General features: G+C 33.9%; 23 protein-coding genes and 1 tRNA gene. 22 read left to right on the forward strand and 2 right to left on the reverse strand.

Going from position 1 to position 17,171, the window contains the following annotated elements; translation table 11 throughout:
• Positions 1 to 3 precede the first annotated feature (3 nt).
• The 22 genes from RHP76_RS11855 to RHP76_RS11960 all read left to right on the forward strand — a co-directional run bounded on the left by RHP76_RS11855 (position 4) and on the right by RHP76_RS11960 (position 15,685).
• Positions 4 to 441, forward strand: coding sequence for an ASCH domain-containing protein (locus tag RHP76_RS11855; RefSeq protein WP_311228233.1), 438 nt, complete (start codon positions 4 to 6; stop codon positions 439 to 441).
• 93 nt (positions 442 to 534) lie between these two features.
• A complete protein-coding gene (locus tag RHP76_RS11860; protein ID WP_311228234.1) occupies positions 535 to 792 on the forward strand; it encodes a type II toxin-antitoxin system HicA family toxin in 258 nt (85 codons plus the stop codon).
• A 5-nt stretch (positions 793 to 797) separates the two neighbouring features.
• A complete protein-coding gene (locus RHP76_RS11865) occupies positions 798 to 1,382 on the forward strand; it encodes a type II toxin-antitoxin system HicB family antitoxin (protein ID WP_311228235.1) in 585 nt (194 codons plus the stop codon).
• Positions 1,383 to 1,482: 100 nt separating this feature from the next.
• Complete coding sequence (locus RHP76_RS11870; RefSeq protein ID WP_311228236.1) at positions 1,483 to 2,091, forward strand: ParB N-terminal domain-containing protein; 609 nt, start codon at positions 1,483 to 1,485, stop codon at positions 2,089 to 2,091.
• Positions 2,081 to 2,971 (forward strand): GREB1-related protein, encoded by an 891-nt coding sequence (locus RHP76_RS11875; RefSeq protein WP_311228237.1) that lies wholly within the window; start codon positions 2,081 to 2,083, stop codon positions 2,969 to 2,971. The genes RHP76_RS11870 and RHP76_RS11875 overlap by 11 nt, the downstream gene beginning before the upstream one ends.
• Positions 2,972 to 2,973: 2 nt before the next feature.
• A complete protein-coding gene (locus tag RHP76_RS11880; protein ID WP_311228238.1) occupies positions 2,974 to 3,183 on the forward strand; it encodes a hypothetical protein in 210 nt (69 codons plus the stop codon).
• A gap of 9 nt (positions 3,184 to 3,192) precedes the next feature.
• Positions 3,193 to 3,606, forward strand: a complete 414-nt coding sequence (locus tag RHP76_RS11885; RefSeq protein WP_311228239.1) for a hypothetical protein — start codon at positions 3,193 to 3,195, stop codon at positions 3,604 to 3,606.
• A gap of 1 nt (position 3,607) precedes the next feature.
• Positions 3,608 to 5,185: a terminase large subunit domain-containing protein gene (locus RHP76_RS11890; protein ID WP_311228240.1), complete on the forward strand. Its 1,578-nt coding sequence runs from the start codon at positions 3,608 to 3,610 to the stop codon at positions 5,183 to 5,185.
• Positions 5,186 to 5,253: 68 nt separating this feature from the next.
• On the forward strand, positions 5,254 to 6,168 hold the full coding sequence (locus RHP76_RS11895; RefSeq protein WP_311228241.1) for an ATP-dependent Clp protease proteolytic subunit: 915 nt from the start codon (positions 5,254 to 5,256) through the stop codon (positions 6,166 to 6,168).
• Between the two features lie 9 nt (positions 6,169 to 6,177).
• Positions 6,178 to 6,555, forward strand: a complete 378-nt coding sequence (locus tag RHP76_RS11900) for a hypothetical protein (RefSeq protein ID WP_311228242.1) — start codon at positions 6,178 to 6,180, stop codon at positions 6,553 to 6,555.
• A 3-nt stretch (positions 6,556 to 6,558) separates the two neighbouring features.
• Complete coding sequence (locus tag RHP76_RS11905; protein WP_311228243.1) at positions 6,559 to 7,584, forward strand: hypothetical protein; 1,026 nt, start codon at positions 6,559 to 6,561, stop codon at positions 7,582 to 7,584.
• A 27-nt stretch (positions 7,585 to 7,611) separates the two neighbouring features.
• Positions 7,612 to 8,205, forward strand: a complete 594-nt coding sequence (locus RHP76_RS11910; RefSeq protein WP_311228244.1) for a hypothetical protein — start codon at positions 7,612 to 7,614, stop codon at positions 8,203 to 8,205.
• A gap of 9 nt (positions 8,206 to 8,214) precedes the next feature.
• Entirely contained in the window at positions 8,215 to 8,508 is a 294-nt protein-coding gene (locus RHP76_RS11915; protein ID WP_311228245.1) for a hypothetical protein, read from the forward strand.
• Complete coding sequence (locus tag RHP76_RS11920; RefSeq protein WP_311228246.1) at positions 8,435 to 9,832, forward strand: phage portal family protein; 1,398 nt, start codon at positions 8,435 to 8,437, stop codon at positions 9,830 to 9,832. The genes RHP76_RS11915 and RHP76_RS11920 overlap by 74 nt, the downstream gene beginning before the upstream one ends.
• Entirely contained in the window at positions 9,816 to 10,493 is a 678-nt protein-coding gene (locus tag RHP76_RS11925; protein WP_311228247.1) for a hypothetical protein, read from the forward strand. The genes RHP76_RS11920 and RHP76_RS11925 overlap by 17 nt, the downstream gene beginning before the upstream one ends.
• 108 nt (positions 10,494 to 10,601) lie before the next feature.
• The gene (locus RHP76_RS11930; protein ID WP_311228248.1) at positions 10,602 to 12,476 is read left to right on the forward strand and encodes a pectate lyase family protein; all 1,875 of its coding nucleotides are present in this window, start codon (positions 10,602 to 10,604) and stop codon (positions 12,474 to 12,476) included.
• A complete protein-coding gene (locus RHP76_RS11935; protein WP_311228249.1) occupies positions 12,473 to 12,976 on the forward strand; it encodes a phage holin family protein in 504 nt (167 codons plus the stop codon). The genes RHP76_RS11930 and RHP76_RS11935 overlap by 4 nt, the downstream gene beginning before the upstream one ends.
• Positions 12,945 to 13,490 (forward strand): hypothetical protein, encoded by a 546-nt coding sequence (locus tag RHP76_RS11940; RefSeq protein ID WP_311228250.1) that lies wholly within the window; start codon positions 12,945 to 12,947, stop codon positions 13,488 to 13,490. Before RHP76_RS11935 ends, RHP76_RS11940 begins: the two co-directional genes overlap by 32 nt.
• Positions 13,480 to 14,025, forward strand: a complete 546-nt coding sequence (locus tag RHP76_RS11945) for a glycoside hydrolase family 19 protein (RefSeq protein ID WP_311228251.1) — start codon at positions 13,480 to 13,482, stop codon at positions 14,023 to 14,025. The genes RHP76_RS11940 and RHP76_RS11945 overlap by 11 nt, the downstream gene beginning before the upstream one ends.
• A 311-nt stretch (positions 14,026 to 14,336) precedes the next feature.
• Positions 14,337 to 14,567 carry a hypothetical protein gene (locus tag RHP76_RS11950; RefSeq protein WP_311228252.1) on the forward strand — a complete coding sequence of 77 codons (231 nt, stop codon included), beginning with the start codon at positions 14,337 to 14,339 and terminating at the stop codon, positions 14,565 to 14,567.
• Positions 14,568 to 14,628: 61 nt separating this feature from the next.
• On the forward strand, positions 14,629 to 14,838 hold the full coding sequence (locus tag RHP76_RS11955) for a hypothetical protein (protein WP_311228253.1): 210 nt from the start codon (positions 14,629 to 14,631) through the stop codon (positions 14,836 to 14,838).
• Positions 14,839 to 14,905: 67 nt separating this feature from the next.
• The gene (locus RHP76_RS11960) at positions 14,906 to 15,685 is read left to right on the forward strand and encodes a GLPGLI family protein (protein ID WP_311228254.1); all 780 of its coding nucleotides are present in this window, start codon (positions 14,906 to 14,908) and stop codon (positions 15,683 to 15,685) included.
• Positions 15,686 to 15,717: 32 nt separating this feature from the next.
• On the opposite strand, the gene RHP76_RS11965 is transcribed toward RHP76_RS11960, so the two are convergent.
• Together RHP76_RS11965 and RHP76_RS11970 are read right to left on the reverse strand one after the other, a co-directional pair.
• A complete protein-coding gene (locus RHP76_RS11965) occupies positions 15,718 to 16,974 on the reverse strand; it encodes a tyrosine-type recombinase/integrase (protein WP_311228255.1) in 1,257 nt (418 codons plus the stop codon).
• 107 nt (positions 16,975 to 17,081) lie between these two features.
• Positions 17,082 to 17,153: transfer RNA gene (locus RHP76_RS11970), tRNA-Thr, on the reverse strand.
• Positions 17,154 to 17,171: the final 18 nt, after the last annotated feature.

Here is a 17,171-nt window from a genome sequence, read left to right on the forward strand (position 1 = left end):
AAAATGAAAGCATTATCTGTAAAACAGCCGTGGGCATCTCTGATTACCCTCAATATAAAACCAATAGAAAACCGGACCTGGAAAACTAACTTCAGGGGAAGAACATACATTCATGCTTCTGCAGCAATTATTAAGGAAGTCGATTTTAACACATCCCAAACCGCCGAATTATTTGAAAATGGAATATGGCATCCGGATAACGGATTTATATCAGAATTAAGTATAACCTCAGCAATTATTGGAGAAGTAGATATAGTTGACTGTGTTATCAATCATGAGAGTATTTGGGCTGAAAAATCAGTTCCATCTCATTCAGGATTCTTTGATCTGACAAGAAATAAACCAATTTACAACTGGGTTTTAGCGAACGCTGTTCATTATGAAAAACCTATTCTAAATGTGAAAGGAAAATTATCTTTTTGGGACTTTGAAGTACTTTAATATCGTACTTAAGATTCAAATATTCTTTGTTTGCATTAAAAATATTTTGATTGTAACTAAATTTTAGTTACATTTGTATAAACAAAAAATGAGATGTCCAAAAAAGAGAAACTTATCACTCGTTTTAAATCAAAACCTAAAGACTTTGAATACGCTGAACTGAGAACTTTGTTAGTATCTTTAGGATATGAAGAAAATAATAAAGGGGGAACTTCAGGAAGTGCGGTATCATTTTTGAATCAAACAACTGGAAGTGTAATAATGTTACATAAACCTCATAACCCTGATATCTTAAAACATTATCAAATCAAAGCAATTTTAGAAGAACTACAAAACAACAATTTAATTTAAGTATTATGCTTGAACATAAAGACATCAAAGGAACAGTAGAGTTTGATCAAGAAACTACAATGTTTTTTGGAAAACTAATAGGAGTAAATGGTCTTGTTATGTATGAAGCTGAGAACGCAGAAGAGTTTGCCAAAAATTTTGTTACTGCGGTTGAAGATTATATTCAGATGTGCGAAGAAAATGAAATGCCAATTAAAAAAGAATACAAAGGCGTTTTCAATGTTAGAACTTCACCTGAAAATCATGAGAGATTGTTTACAATTTCGGAAGAAAGAGGTATTAAATTGAATGCAGTAATAAATGAAGCTTTTGATTTTTATCTTGCTGCCCTTTCTAAGGGAACAGATTTTCCAGTATTAGAGATGGTACATGCTCCTCAAACTAAAGGCTATGTAACTGTTTCACCAGGAACAGTTATGTGGAATGCAGCAGGACCAGCATGTTATGCTACAAAAAAAGATCGTAAGAGATTTGAACTAATGGCTTTTCCGAAATCTTATAAGTCTACACGACATGTATCTCGTGTAGCAAAGGAAAACATTATCAAAAAGTACCCTAGACATGGTCACCATGAAGAAAGTAAAAAATAACAATTCATAACTAGCCACTCATTGTGGCTTTTTTAGCTTTTAAAAAGTACTATATTATATTACTTATTTCCGTATATTTGTATATTAATTTATTGACAAAATGGGAATTAAGAAAGACAAACGAAATTACCGTAAACACAGCGAAGAAAATCAGGAGTTAATCAAAAACTCCCTTTTAGAGCTGGGTACTGGCCGATCTATTCTTCTTGACAATGAAGATGAAATTATTGCAGGAAATGAAACCTTTACGCAGGCTGAAAAATTGGGTATTCCAATCCAGATCATTGAAACGGACGGTAAAACCCTAATAGCTGTAAAAAGAACAGATTTAGCCACAGATGATGATGCAAGAAAACAGCTGGCCATAGTTGATAATTTAGCCACTGACAAATCAGAGTTTGATTTTGAACTTCTTTCTGATGATTTCGACATTAATTTTCTTGAAGATATCGGATTTGAAAAAATTGACCTCATACCAAAGGGAGTTGGAGAAAACAATCCTACTGAAGAATGGGAAGACATGCCAGAGTTTGAGCAGGAGAATCTTTTAGCCAAGAACAGAGTAATTGTTTCTTTTGAAAATGATGATGACAGATTCGCCTTTGCAAAACTGATAGGTATAAAAATGACCAGGGACACAAAATCAATTTGGTTCCCAGAGAAAAAACCGGAAGCCGTAAAAGATTTCAGATATAAAGATGAAGAATAAATTTCCTATATACATTGTTTCAAAAGGTCGATATGAAACCAGACTAACAAGTGAAAGTTTAACCAGAATGAAGCTGGATCACTATATTGTCATTGAAGAGCAGGAATATGATCAGTATTGGAAGCACACGAAAGGAAATTCTCTTGTAACACTCTTGATTTTAGATAAAACTTTTCAGGATGAATATGAAACTTTGGATAATCTTGGAAGTACAAAGAGTAAAGGTCCTGGAGCTGCCAGAAACTTTGCGTGGGATCACTCAATAAAAAATGGTTTTCCCTGGCATTGGGTAATGGATGATAATATACAGAGTTTCTACCGCTGGAATCGTAATAAGCAAATCAGAGTTGAAACCGGAGCTATTTTCGCAGCAATGGAAGATTTCTGTATGAGATATGAGAATGTAGTGATGGCCGGTCCGAATTATTTCATGTTTGCATGTTCAAAACAAAAGACTCCACCATTCACAGCCAACACACGAATTTATAGCTGTAACCTGATCAGAAACGATATCCCATTTAGATGGAGAGGTCGATACAATGAAGATACAATTCTTTCACTTGACATTCTTACAGCTGGCTTATGCACTGTACAGTTTTATGCCTTCTTACAAGAGAAACTAAGAACGCAGGTTTTGAAGGGAGGAAACACAGAAGAATTTTACGCAAAAGAGGGAACTTATCCAAAATCTAAAATGCTTGTTGACGTATACCCTCAGTACTCTAAAATTGTTCACAAATTCAAACGTATTCACCATCATGTTGATTACACACCGTTTAAACGAAATAAGATGATCAGAAAGCCTGTAGAAGTTCAAAAGGGAATAAACAACTATGGAATGGAAATTAAAAATATTACTACCTTCGATAAAAAATCTTAGGTATGAAACCCGAAAATAAAGAACTAATGGACTTAAAAAAAGTTTTAAAAAGCAAGGTTAAAAGAGCCAAAGACAAAAAGAAAGATCTGGAAATCCTAATTGATGGGAATTCCGCTACTCCAAGACAGAAACAGGAATATGTTGAGGTTAAAGCCCAAATTGAAGCCTGGGAAGACATTATTGATTTAATCGAAGGAATGACTGATGAATAATTTACACCGATGGAAAAACAACGGAATAACAACGGACAGTTCGCAAAAGGAAATTCTGAAGGAAATAGATTCTCTTCAGACAACCAACCTGAGAACAATGGAAGGAAATCAAAATCTGTTACAGAATTCTTAAAGGAGTACGGAGACAGTAATGAAGTTACTTTTGAAATAACTGTTGTGAAAGATGGAAAAAAGAAAGTCCAGAAAGGCTCAATAAAAAGTGCAGCTTCCATAAATCAGTTAATAGCCATTACGATCACTAAAAATGCAATCCAAGGAGACAACAAAGCAATTACTACGTTCCTAGACAGAACAGAAGGGAAAGTGGCTCAAAAGGTAAACCACGGAGGGCAGGAAGACAACCCAATCGAAATAAAGAATCAGGTTACTGTTTTCGAACTTCCAAATAATAACAGAGATTAATTTGTCAAATATAAATGTCATAAAACCACAGGAGGGCTATCAGATGAAAGCCCTTTCTTCATCTGCGGACATCGTTATCGGTGGAGGTGCTGCGGGTGCAGGTAAGACATTCTCTCTTCTGCTGGAACCATTAAGGCATATTCATGTAAAAGGATTTGGAGCTGTCTGTTTTCGTAGGACTTCTCCAATGATAAGAGCTGAGGGTGGACTCTGGGATGCCTCGGAAAAGCTTTATAGAAAAGTCAGCAAAGCCGATCCTCGTAGCTCAATCTTAGAATGGAAGTTTCAACCTGCAGGAACAAAGTTGAAATTCTCTCACATGCAATATGAAGAGAATAAGTTTGACTGGCAGGGGGCGGAGATACCGCTGATAATGTTTGATGAGTTGACACACTTCAGTAAGTCAATGTTTCTGTATATGCTATCTCGTAACCGTTCTACATGTGGAATTAAACCATATATACGAGCTACATGTAATCCAGATCCTGACAGCTGGGTTGCTGACTTTATTGAATGGTATATTGAACAAGATCCAAACTCCTCTAATTATGGTTATCCTATTCCGGAAAGACAGGGAGTAGTTAGATACTTTACGAATGAGAATGACAATATTGTTTGGGGTGATACTTTTGAGGATGTATACGAGAAATGTAAAGATTTCCTAGATAGTGAAATTGAAAAGTCCGGAGGATTAGTTTCTCCGGCTGACTTCATCAAGTCCTTTACTTTTATTGGAGGTTCTATCTATGAAAACAAAGAGCTGTTAAAAATTAATCCCGGTTATCTGGGAAACCTCAACGCTCAAAGCCAAGAAGAAAAGCTCCGTTTACTTGGTGGTAACTGGAAAATATCTCTAAAAGGAAATGATATCTACGATTTCCACAAGTTCAATGACATTTTCACCAATTCATATGTTCCTGAAGGAGTAAAAGCAATAACAACAGATATCGCTTTAAAAGGCTCTGATAAATTCATTATTTATGTCTGGTCAGGTAAAAGACTTATAGACTTTCATGTCATGGATAAATCAAAGGGAAACGAAGTAATAGACATGATTAAATCTTATGCTTTTGCATATTCCGTTCCCTACTCTAATATTGTTTTTGATAATGATGGGGTCGGCCAGTTCGTTGACGGATTTATTGATGGAGCGAAAGAATTCAATAACGGAGCTCGCCCGCTACCTAATAATGAGACTAAAGTCATTGAAAACTACAATCATCTAAAATCGCAATGCTTTTTTAAATCCGGAGAGTCAGTTAATCGTGGGGAAATATATGTCACCCCTGAAGCAGCTAACAAAAGATACGATGATAAAATGACCTTAAAACAACGTATGCTATATGAACGTAAGGCCATAAAAAGAGATAAAGTAGATAATGATGGAAAACTTTGTGTTATTCCGAAAAAAGAAATGAAAAATTATCTTAACGGAGAATCACCTGATGTTATGGACGGTTTAATGATGATTGAGTTTCTTGATTATGAAGTGAACCAAACCGGATCCGGAGGATTGTCTTCAGGAACGGGGTCTGATTATTCAGATGATGATTATTACTCAGAATATTTAAATTTCTAATTAAATAGTACTATAATATATTACTTTTCACTAACTTTACACTTTAATATTAACAAAATCAAATTCTTATGTCACAAGAAGATAAAACTTTAGCAGCAATACAGATCCTTACACAGGCTAAGGAAGAGACTGCTGAACTATTGAAAGACACCCCTATGTTATCTATCAGGGTAGAGAATACAATGGGGTTATCGGCTGCAAAAAACTCTAAAATATCACCGAATTCCTGGTATATGATACACAATGTATCCGGTTTTGCCTGGGGAGATGTCAACGAAGTAGAAAGACAAGCCAAGAATTTAAGAAACTTCAACAATACAATTCGTGACTTTTACTCAAATCTGACAGGAAAATCCAAGGAAACCATTGAAGAATGGATGAATAATGAAACATGGTTTACAGGAGCACAGGCTGTTGAAAATGGCTTTGTCAGCAAAACAACCGATCAGAAAGAGGAATTTAAGCCTATAAATCAGGCTGATTGGAGTTTCAAAAATAAAAATGCATTGAATGTATTTAATTCAATTGCAGCAACTCCTCCAGTACCGGTTGAAGATCCTAAAAATTTTAATCAAAACTTAGATATGAAAAATCTAGCAACACTTATCGGGAATGCTATTAATACTGCATTAGCAAATTTTAATATCGTTCCAAAAGAAGGTGAAGGAGCTGAAAATAATTTCACTCCTGAAACCATTACCAATGCTGTTTCCACGGCATTAGAGGGATATGAACCTCCAGCTCCCACAGATGAGCAGGTTCAGAATGCAATTTCCAATTTCTTCACAAATGGGTTACCGGAGAATATTCTCACTCAGATTAGTGACTCTGTAAAGCCAGTAGACTTCAAAGAGTCAGAAGATTGGAAAAATACAGTAGATAGAATTGGAGACATAGAAGGAAAAATCTCTAACGGATTTAAACCAGCAAAAACTCCTGAAAATGATGAATCAAAAAAATACGAAGGTATTTCATTCGAATAATCAACTATTATGAATCCATTTGAAAATAAAGCATTAAGAACATTTTGCGGGTGTGAAACTTCTGATTTCAACCCAGCAATCGAGTATAGTTTCAATGCAGAAACTAAAGTATTAACCGTAACCGATGCTTCAACATTTCCAGCTGGTCAAAGTTTTTCAGCTGTAAATATTTGGGTTATCGACAGTGAAGGAAATGAAATTTCAAAAAAAATTGGAGCTGCTGAAGGAAATGTAACATTTGATTTGTCAACTGGCTTCAATACCAATGAAGGATTTTCGATTGCTGTGAACGTAGTTTCTTCAACAAGAAAAACGATAACACTTACAGTAAGAAGAGTTGGTTTGGCACTTAACTCTGGTTCCGGAACAATTAATCAAGAAAATTAAAACATGAAAAAGTTTACATTAACCCCGCAAGCATTATTCTTATTCCTTATCCATACACATTTTCAGGATCTTTTACCTGAATTTAATGGTACATATGCTGGTACTCTACAAGAGTTTACCTTGGTAGATAATGTTTCAATGATGAAGGGTACGCCGATCCTTGATATTTTCAAAAAGGCAAATATCCTAAGAAGAGCAGATCAAAATTGTGAAGTAGATTGGAGCAAAATCGCCAGATCCGGAAACAGAAAAATTACTGTAGACGAGATGTATGGTGCTACAAAAATTTGTGAAAGAGAATTCTATCAAGGATGTTTAAAAGATTTCACAGAAGGCAATCCTAAATTTAGAGATTTCATCCTACAATTCTTCAAAGGAGCATTAGGACAAGATATTGCAACAAATGCCTATTTCGGAGATGTTACAAGAGCCTCAGATAGTGACTTTTCCTGGAACATTGTAGATGGTATTTTCATCAAATTAAGAAATTATATTGCTCTTAATAATCCAGATTACAAACCAACTTTAGGTCCAGCAATACCTTCGGGTACTTTAACCCCAGCTCAGTGCTATGGTGTATTCAAAGATATGATTGATGCACAGACAACAAATCTTGAAAATGCTACTGGTATGCAAAAGTATTTTACTTGTGACTACGATATGGCAAAAGGACTTTGGAGATACTACCAATCCATTGGAGAAAATGCAGGAAGCTTAAACCTTTATCAACAAGGTCAGCCAGCATTAAAAATCGATGATATCCCGGTATTGATTGAACCAACATTTAAACCTTTACTTAAAAAATTAGGTAATGGAGAACAGGCTCACTCAGCTGTTTTAACTCTAAGAAAAAACTTCATCTGGGGAACAAACAAAGATTACAATCATGGTTTACTTGAAGGTAAAGCTATGAAGGTTTGGTATGACGAGGATGAATTCACCTGGAAATATTTGGCTGAAGCTGTTGGTGGAACTGAAATCGTATCTCCGAAAGATGTTGTTATCGCCCAAACCAACGGTGTTGGATAATTAATTTTAACTTTAAATATTATAAACATGTTAAGTTTTCAAGGACAATCTTATAAAACCCCATGCGGAACTCTTTCAGGAGGTATAGCTGAATTATACTGGTTCGATCCAGAGGATTTTAATTTTACCCAAGCAGCTCCTTCTCCAGCTTTAATTCTACCACCATACACAGCAATAGAACAAAGAGAAGGGGCAACAACAGCTGCTGGTGCAAAATTATTTCCAATAGACCTAGAAGATCAGACCGGTAAATTTGTTGTTAAACAGACTATTAACGGTCGTTCTACAAAATGGGAGTATGAAACAACTGGAGAAATTGCAAAAGTAAGCAATGGCTTAACAAACTTCTTTGCCAGACTTGATGCAGCAAGCGTATGTTCTAACATTGGATTAGTCATTATTGACAATACAGGCACAATTCATATTGTTGCTGAAAAGTATGTTAATGATTTGGCTATTTCAAAGTTCAGAATGAAGCATGATGGATCTGAAATTCACTTAGAAGAAGCCTTCGATGGTAAAAATGGGGCGGCTCTATCTTTAAAAGGAGTCTATTCCCGTGGTCCATTAGAGTTTACTGGCGGAAGAGCTGCTTTAGAAGCATTTATTGATAAACCGTAATAGTAGACTATGGAACTTGAAATAAAGGATGAGTTTTTAAATACCGTGGTAGGATTTAATAACTCATCCCTTCCATTAGGAAATAGAAAAGATCTTCATGTCTTATTTGAAATAGCAACCAAAAGCAATAATAAGCGATTACAAAGCTATTTTAAAGAAATTCCTACCTCATCAGAATTTGACAAAATAAAAGAAGATCAAATTTTAGAAGAAACAAAACCTTCAGGCAATGAATCCACAAACGCCATCATCGAGAAACAACCGACAAAAAAGGCAAGAAAAGCAGAATCTGAAAGCCAATAATGAAGTTAAATTGGATGTGGTAAATCCTATTCCATTTGAACCTTCAGGCAGCTCAGCTGCTTTTTTATTACCTGAAAAACAAAAACCTTATATCCCCTTCCTAAACCCAAAAGATAATTTCTTTCAGGTTCTTTTTGAGGCCAGTTTAGGAAGTCCTACAACCAACTCATGTATAAATTCCAAAGTCTTTTTTTGCGCTGGTAAAGGTCTAACAATTAAAGACGGTACCGATGCAGAAGTGAAGGAATTTAAAAAAATCCAAAAAAGAATCAACAATAAACGCCAAAGTATGGGTAAGGTTGTTGATGGTTTATTCAACAAGTATTTTAGAGTTGGTAATGATTTTATTGAGATTATCAGATCAAAAGTAGGAAATACCAAAAAGGTGATGGCTTTTCCTCGAAAGTTTTTAGAATGCAGATTGTCAGAAGCTGATGAAAATGACGTTTCTCAATCCGTTTATATTTCTAAAAAATTTAGAAGTAACAATAACGATTGGTCCATCGATGTTGAAAAAGATGCAATAGAACTTCCAATATATGATGGAGCAGATACTAAGTGGTATAAGGATTTGGATCAAGGAACAGAACATTGCATTATCCATGTTAAGAATGAAATGCCTGGTTATGATTATTATGGAATGCCTGAGAACGTAGCTTCATTACCTCAACAAATTTTGGAATACAAAGCAGCCAGATATAATATAGACAACTTTGACAATAACCTTGTATTAGGAGGGATTGTAACGCTCGAAGGAAATTACACTGACGATGAATTGAATAAAGTTGCTAAGAAAATCACCCTACAACATACAGGAGATGGGAAAAGAGGTAGATATGCTTTTATATCAAGTAAACAAGGAAAAGCTGAAGTTCATGATATGAAAAAGCAGACTGATGGAGATTTTCTTGCAATGGATGAAAAGGTGGAACAAAAGATAATTAGCTCAAACAATTGGGATGCTGCACTCTTCGGACAGAACATAAGTAAGGGAATAGGAAATGGGGGGAATGCTTATGTACGAACCATTTTCGATATCAAAAATAAAACAGTTATTGAACCTACAAGAGAAGTCATTATTGAAGATTTCATCATCCCATTTTTTGAGATATACGATGATTGGATGGGCACAAAATGGAGTGAAAAAGAATTTTCTTTCATTCCTGTAGTTCCAGAAAGTTTTGCCGGAGATATTGATGCAAACGCAATCCTTACAGTAAATGAAGGTCGTGAAATTTTCGGAAAAGAACCTTTACCAAATAATGCCGGAACCGTAATTATTTCAACCAACCAAAAAGCAAAAAAAGATGTATCGGATAAATAATACTGCAAGAAATACTCTCATTACTCCGGATGAAGTTAGATTTCATTCACCTTCAGATGGCAGCGAGGGAGAAAGAATGATACTCCAAAATATTATTGTAGCTGAAGAAAGATGGATTAAATCTGAATTGGGTTATGAATTTTACGAGGATTTCATAAATAAAAAGAATGTTGAAGTAACGGCTTCAAATAAAAATGATCTTCTTCAAAAAATAAAAGCCGACTATGCCCAGGATAATACTGAGTTTCCTGATTTATTGCTGAAGGAAGGAAAGATTATCAATGCGATAGAGTTCGTTAACAATGACTGGTATAAAACTCTTTGGAAACAATATCTATGGAAGATTACTGCTGAATGCGTAGATGCTATGACAATTGTTCCGAGCTGGCTTGAAACAACTGCATCGGGCCAACAAATGAAAAATCCAAATTCAATTGGAAATTCTGCAGGTGTAGCAAGTGGAAGCGCTAAAGATGTAAAATTCAAAATGGATAATGCTGTTTTAGAGAGAATACAGCCACTACTTATATCTATGCATGAATGGCTATGTAGACATAAAAATCACTTTCCTCTTTACAAAAAAGCATGTTCGGAATGCGAAAGTGATGAAGTTAAGTCAACAGTCGGTGTCGGATGGGCTTTTAACATTTATGAAGATTAAATCATGGGCTATTACGATTTTTTTAAACTAGTCTGTAAATGTGCTGTCAATATTTTAAAGGGAGCATTTTCAGAGGATTTTTCAGATGATTTTGATATTTAAGAAGTTATGATAATACAAGATATTTTAGCTTTAATAGGACTAAAGCTTCCCAATAATAATCAGAAAAAAATTACAGCCAAAGATGTAAGAGATTCTTTCCAATTAATCGGAACAAAAATTGAAACTATTTCAGCTGGCTATAAAGATTCATTAAAAATTCAAGATACACAGCCGGTTGGAGGTTGGGTAAAAGGTTTGTATAAGCTTATTGAATTTGGAAATTATATTAATCTTACTCCTGCTGTTGACGAAAATGGGAATACTACAACAATAACCGCAGTTGATGGTAAAATAAATGAAGCTTACTTTGACGGAATAAAATGGCATAATTCAAAAATTACAGTTCCTGGAACTACTGCAAAACAAGTTTACGACAATACAGACAATGTCAATCCTTCAACTATGAAGGCAGGGGCTGATCGATGGGACAAAACACTTGTAGCTTTAAAGAGCTTAGTTAATCCGGTGGGAGACGGGCCTTGGCAAGCAATGTCTTTTCCGAGTGGAGAAAACGTAGGATTTATACTCAATCAAAACGGCGTTGGAGAAGTTCAGCCTAACGGAGCATATGGAGACATTTACGCCTCTAATCTTGTAGGTGTTTCGAGCCTTAGGATCACTGGACCTGGAATGGATACTTTTGGTACAACAATATCTTGGTGGATGGGTTACCGTGCAGATAATACTTTCGATGTATTAAAGAGCGGAATCATCGTGAATGGTGTGGCGCAAATAAATGTAGACCCACAATATGTACGATATAAATACTCACGACCAAAAAATGGTGCTGTCCTTGAGAAAAGATCAAAGGTTGCATTGCCTGTTGAGGAAGATTCTGTTATTAAGGCAATTGAAAATAAGGGGGCAGGCTATTCAGGTATACTGGATTTAACTACTTTAGGTGTTAGTACAAGTAATACAGCACAGCAGAATACCGATATAATCAATAATGCCATTGAATCTGAATCAACTAAATCAAACCCTAGGACCTTGAAGTTGCCTAGCGGTGTATTCAAAGTTAACGAGATCATATTAAAGCCAGGTATAGAATTTTGTGGGTCCAGTAATTTAAATACAGTGCTGACAACTGATGTTGGTAGTAGCGCGAGATATATATTTACTTTACCAGATGGTTTAATAGGGAGAGGTTTTATAAATAATTTGGTTCTAAATGCAAGGAATACAACTGAAGGTGGTATTTATCTTAACAATACCTTTGATTATCAAATACGCAATTGTGCAATTTTTTCTAACGCATTATTTGGGATAAAATTAAAAGGCTGTTTATATCATACTATTTCAGATATATATTTTGATGGAGGTGATATCGGTTTACAGATTATAAATGCACAAGCCACCAATACTTCTGCTATGGCTACCAACTTAATTAAGTATGATAGATTATATTTTGTAAAATCAAAAAAGAAGTGTGTAGAACTTAATGCAGGTTCAAATTATGTATTCAATTCTTGCAACTTTGAAGATAGCGGACTATCGGGTGATGAGACTACCGGAGGTGTGCATGCAATTGGGCTTTCACCAGGGGGTGAAGGTGTTGACGTTGCATTCAACAATTGTTGGTCAGAAGGTATTAGAGGCGGATTCATATACAAGTTTGAAAACTGTAAAGGGAATTCAGTTATACGTGATTGTATGATGGGGTTAGGTGGTAATGGAACAGGAACTATCACGAATGCGATAGTTAATACCGGTTCGAGATTGCTTCTATCTGGTGCAACTAGATTCTCAACAGCACCACATTTTCAGCCATTTCCTACAAATATTCGTACTGATGGTGGCGGAACTACGCTTGTTGATAACCCTAACATAAATACAGGTATTAACAATGTTGGAACATTTAAAACAGCTCAATACACATGATAGAAATTATAGGATTAGATGATCAGGCTTACAAGATCATCATTGCAAAATTATTTATGGTATGTGGGGCCTGGATCTGTGTATTAGTGGCAATGCTCATTGATTTATATTTCGGGATACAAAAATCAAAATCCATTGGAGAACACACAACTTCTGAAGGCTTTAGAAGGAGTATACAGAAATTCGCATTCTACTATTCCATGATGTTCTTTGCATTGATTTTTGACACACTATTTCTTCCGGTATCAATATCATTGAATATTGCTTATGTCCTGAAGGTAGCTCCATTCTTTTCAATATTATGTGCTGCAGGTTTGGTGTTGACAGAAGCAAAGTCTGTCCGTGAAAAAGCAGATCAAAAATTAAGAAGAAAAACAGATACGTCAAGACAAGAAGTTATCAATGGACTATTCGATCTTATTGATAGAAAAGATTCAATTATTGATCTAATTAATACCGTTAAAAAAGATGAACAAATTAATACACCTTCTGATAATTAGTATTATCACAATTTCCTGTGCTTCAGTTGAGAAAAATAAAGCTAAAGAATTTCAAAAAATAACAACTGAAACCCAATTTAAGGGCAAAGAATCAACAGAATTAAATTCCAATTCAGAAACAAGATCAGAGAGTGTTTCAATGAATGAAAATGTAAATTTCTCAATTACTCCGAATCCGGGAAAAATTGCAGATTTTACTTTTAATTTCGGAGGAAAACTAATAACCGGAAGTACAACCGGCGCAATCAACTTCTCAAATCAGAAGACTAAATCTAAAAAGAAAACGGTAATTAAGACTTATACCATAGAAAAAAGAATTCGCCAGTGGATTCTTATTACGAAGAAACAGATAATCTATCGGATAAGAACTAAGACCAAGGTTGTAACTATAGATTATCCATGGTATTTCTGGGCTATATTGATTCCTTTGATAATTGCTTTGTGGGAAATCCTAAAGAAATATTTACCGATTAATTTTCTAAAACTCTTAAAATTTAATACCAATGATAAATAGAAAAAAATTCTTTGACGGCTACAGATCAACTCTTGATCCCAATAGAAAATTAGATCAATCTGAAGTAAATGCTATAACAGTTTTTTTAGACTTTGCTGACGCTTCCTGGAAAATGTTTTCAGTTCCACAATGGGCTTACATTTTTGCTACTACCTTCCATGAAACCAAAGCAACATTTCTACCTGTTAAAGAGGCTTTTTGGTTATCAGAAGACTGGAGAAAAAGAAACTTACGCTATTACCCTTATTATGGCCGTGGGTATGTCCAAATAACATGGAAGGATAATTATTTTAAGTTCTCAAAAAGTATCGGAGAAGACTTCGTAAAGAATCCAGATTTGGTAATGATCCCGAAATATGCATTCAAAATATTAATAGACGGTTTTAGAACAGGTGCTTTTACTGGAAAAAAAATAAGTGACTATATTAATGATAAGGAAAAAGATTATGAAGAGGCAAGGCGTTGCATTAACGGTGAAGACAGAAAAGAACTGATTGCGGGATATGCAATACTTTTCGAGAAAATATTATCTTAATAGAATTATTGTCTAACCAAAGTGCTCGATTTCGACCACTTTAAAAAAATGAGATGTTTTTTATCTATCCCGGACGTGTTCCGGGATTTTTATTATAGAAAAACCAAAACATATAATATAGTAAATTGAACATTCCGATTAAAGAAATCCAAGATACTACTCCTATAATTCTAAACTCTTTATCCTTAATTTTAAAGAGCATACAATTGTTAATAAATTCTTTCATTTTTATGTAAAACTATTTTATTATAAAGGTATATCAATACGGAATTCCGTAATGATTAAAGATTAAAGTGTAATAATTTTATTTCATGGATGAGATCGAAAAATTAATAATTAAATACCTTCAAGAAGGTTTGAATCAATACGAAATATCTGAACAGTTAAAAAAAAGTGATTTTAGACCATGCAGTTTAAGTTCGGTTGAAAAGCGAATTAATAAAATCAAAGAATTTTATGAAGCAAAAACATTGTTTCACCTTGCATATATTCTATATAATAAAAAAGTTTTAGTAAATACGGATTCCCGTAAGTGTGATTAAAAAAATATATGTATAATTGTAAAGATTGCAATCACAATAACAATTTAAAAATTAAACAATTATGAAAAAAACAATTTTATTAGGTGCTTTATTGATAGCCGGTATTGTTTCAGCGTTTCCTTTCAGAACTTCATGTGGAAAAGTTCTACAAATTAGCCAAACAATTGCTAATAACATGACATTAGATCAACTTGGTGATTACCTTGGTGATGTAAATGGTCAAGCCTGCCCAGGATCTGGTCCTGTAGCTGTACACATTTACTATCATTAAAAACTATTAATGAATGTTTGGCCGCCATATATTGGCGGTCTTTTTTATATTTAAAAAAAATATATCAATGAAAAAAATTATTATACTATTTAATCTGCTAATTTTCGCCTTCAGTTTTTCGCAAAAAAAATTTGATGTAGTTTATGAAGCAGACTATAAGTTAAATTATAAATTATCAAATTCAAATAACTTTAAAAAAGAGACAACTTTCGCATTGCTTATAAATGAAAATTCTTCTTTTTTTAAAGATTTACGTAGGTACTTTTCAGATTCTTTGATGGTTGAAAAAAAACTTAATACAATTGAAGAAGCAATGAAGTATAATACAGATTTCCGTGGATATATTGGGACAACTTCCGCAAAACTATATGTTACAGATGAAATTAACTATTCTTATTATGGATATGAAGAACCCAATAATATAAATTGGAAAATTAAAAATGAATTTAAAACCGTTGCTGGCTATAAATGCCAAAAGGCAGAAACCGTAAGATATGGCAGAGCCTGGATAGCCTGGTTTACTACAGACATACCTTTCCCATTTGGTCCATACAAATTTAATGGGTTACCCGGCTTAATTGCAGAGGTATATGATACTAAAGATGATTATCATTATACTCTTTATACTTTTAGAAAAAGAAAATATACATGTAAATCTGCTAATGTCGCTACGAATGTTAAAAATCTACCAAAAGAAAAAGTAGCTGAAATTTTTAAAAATAGGCTTGCTGGAAAATTAAAATTAAACGAACAATACATAGAGAATATTGAAGATAGGGAATATATGAGAAGAAATGCTGAAGCTGCAGTAAAAAATTATAATCCCATAGAATTAAGTATTGAATAGATAAAAAGCACCTATAATGGTGCTTTTTCATTTTATTTTAAATCAATCTTCTTTAAATATTCATTATTTCTATTTTGTTTTCCAAGGGTATATTTTCCAGTAGTTTCAGGGGAAAGGTGGTTAGCCATACCCTGAGCTAGATTAATAGGAACTATTGGAGCCAATTCAGCATTATTCTGCAGCTCATCCAATTTATCAAGGAACATATGTTTCCATGTGTAAAAATTTACTTCTATTTTAATAGCTTTTTTAGTAATCGGATCAATAATATCATTAGCTAATTTTACATTGGTTCTCCAACGTCTATCGATCTGCTTTGAATCAATTTGAACTGGTCCAGGACGAAGATCTTTAGAAAACAAAAAATCATCTTCACTTTTACATTCTATTAATACTCGCTTCCAATATGGTATAGCAACTGGTATAATAATCTTTGTAACCCACTCATATTTCTTTCTTTTTTTAATCAAAACTTTATACTCCTGATTATTTATGTCAACATGTTTTTTCTGTACTCTAAATAACTCTGTGGATCGGCCACCAGAATACCTGAAAATATTGGTATAACGATAAAAGGTTGGGTATTTATCATGAAGATATTGTAAGACTACAGAAACCTCTCTATCATCTTTATACAATACTCTTTCTTTCGTATTTTCAACTTTCTTTTTAAGTGATGAAATAGGATTAAATTTAACACATCCATATTCAAGTAACTCATCAAACATATTTTTAAGGCAAGAACGATGTTTATTGAATACTGATTCTGTAGTATAAATTTTTTCAAGAATGTTTTTCATGTGGAAAATTTCAGTCTCATTAATTTTTAAATCTGAATAACCAAGTTTCGGTATAGCACCTTCAATGAGATTTAATAATTGCCTTGATAGACTAATGTAATCTTCCGAATAATTCATTTTATCCCTTACTTTCCAAAGAGCATCAATAAAAAGCAGATCTGGATTAAGTTCTTCAAAAGTTGTATTCATATAACTTTTGGTAATTGGATTATAAAACAATTCATCCAATTTTCTTTCCATTTCTTCTTTATAGATTTCAGCAAAAATTCTTAATTCTTTAAGGGAATCTTTAGTAAACTTTTTTCGGTACTGTTTACCATTGGGTCTCTCTTTCTTAAACCTTGGATCATAGAACCGACACTCAACTGCCCATTCTTTTGGATATTTATCTTTTGCAGTAAAATCCATACAATCTTTTGGTAAGAAATAAACTCCGGTTCTTGTGCAACCATTAGAAAGTTTAATTCTTTCTGTGTTTCTTCTTTTCATTTTGGTAGGTTTAATGTTGACTTTAATGTTGACATCAAACATTTTCTACCTTTGTTAAAGCTGCTATAAAAATCGGAAAACCTAATGTAGGAACGGTTTTCCTTTAGAGCCAACTACGGGACTTGAACCCGTGACCTCTTCCTTACCAAGGAAGCACTCTACCGCTGAGCTAAGTCGGCATCAACTAAAAAAATCAT

Source organism: Chryseobacterium sp. SG20098, assembly GCF_031844745.1.
Classification (GTDB): Bacteria; Bacteroidota; Bacteroidia; order Flavobacteriales; family Weeksellaceae; genus Chryseobacterium; species Chryseobacterium cucumeris.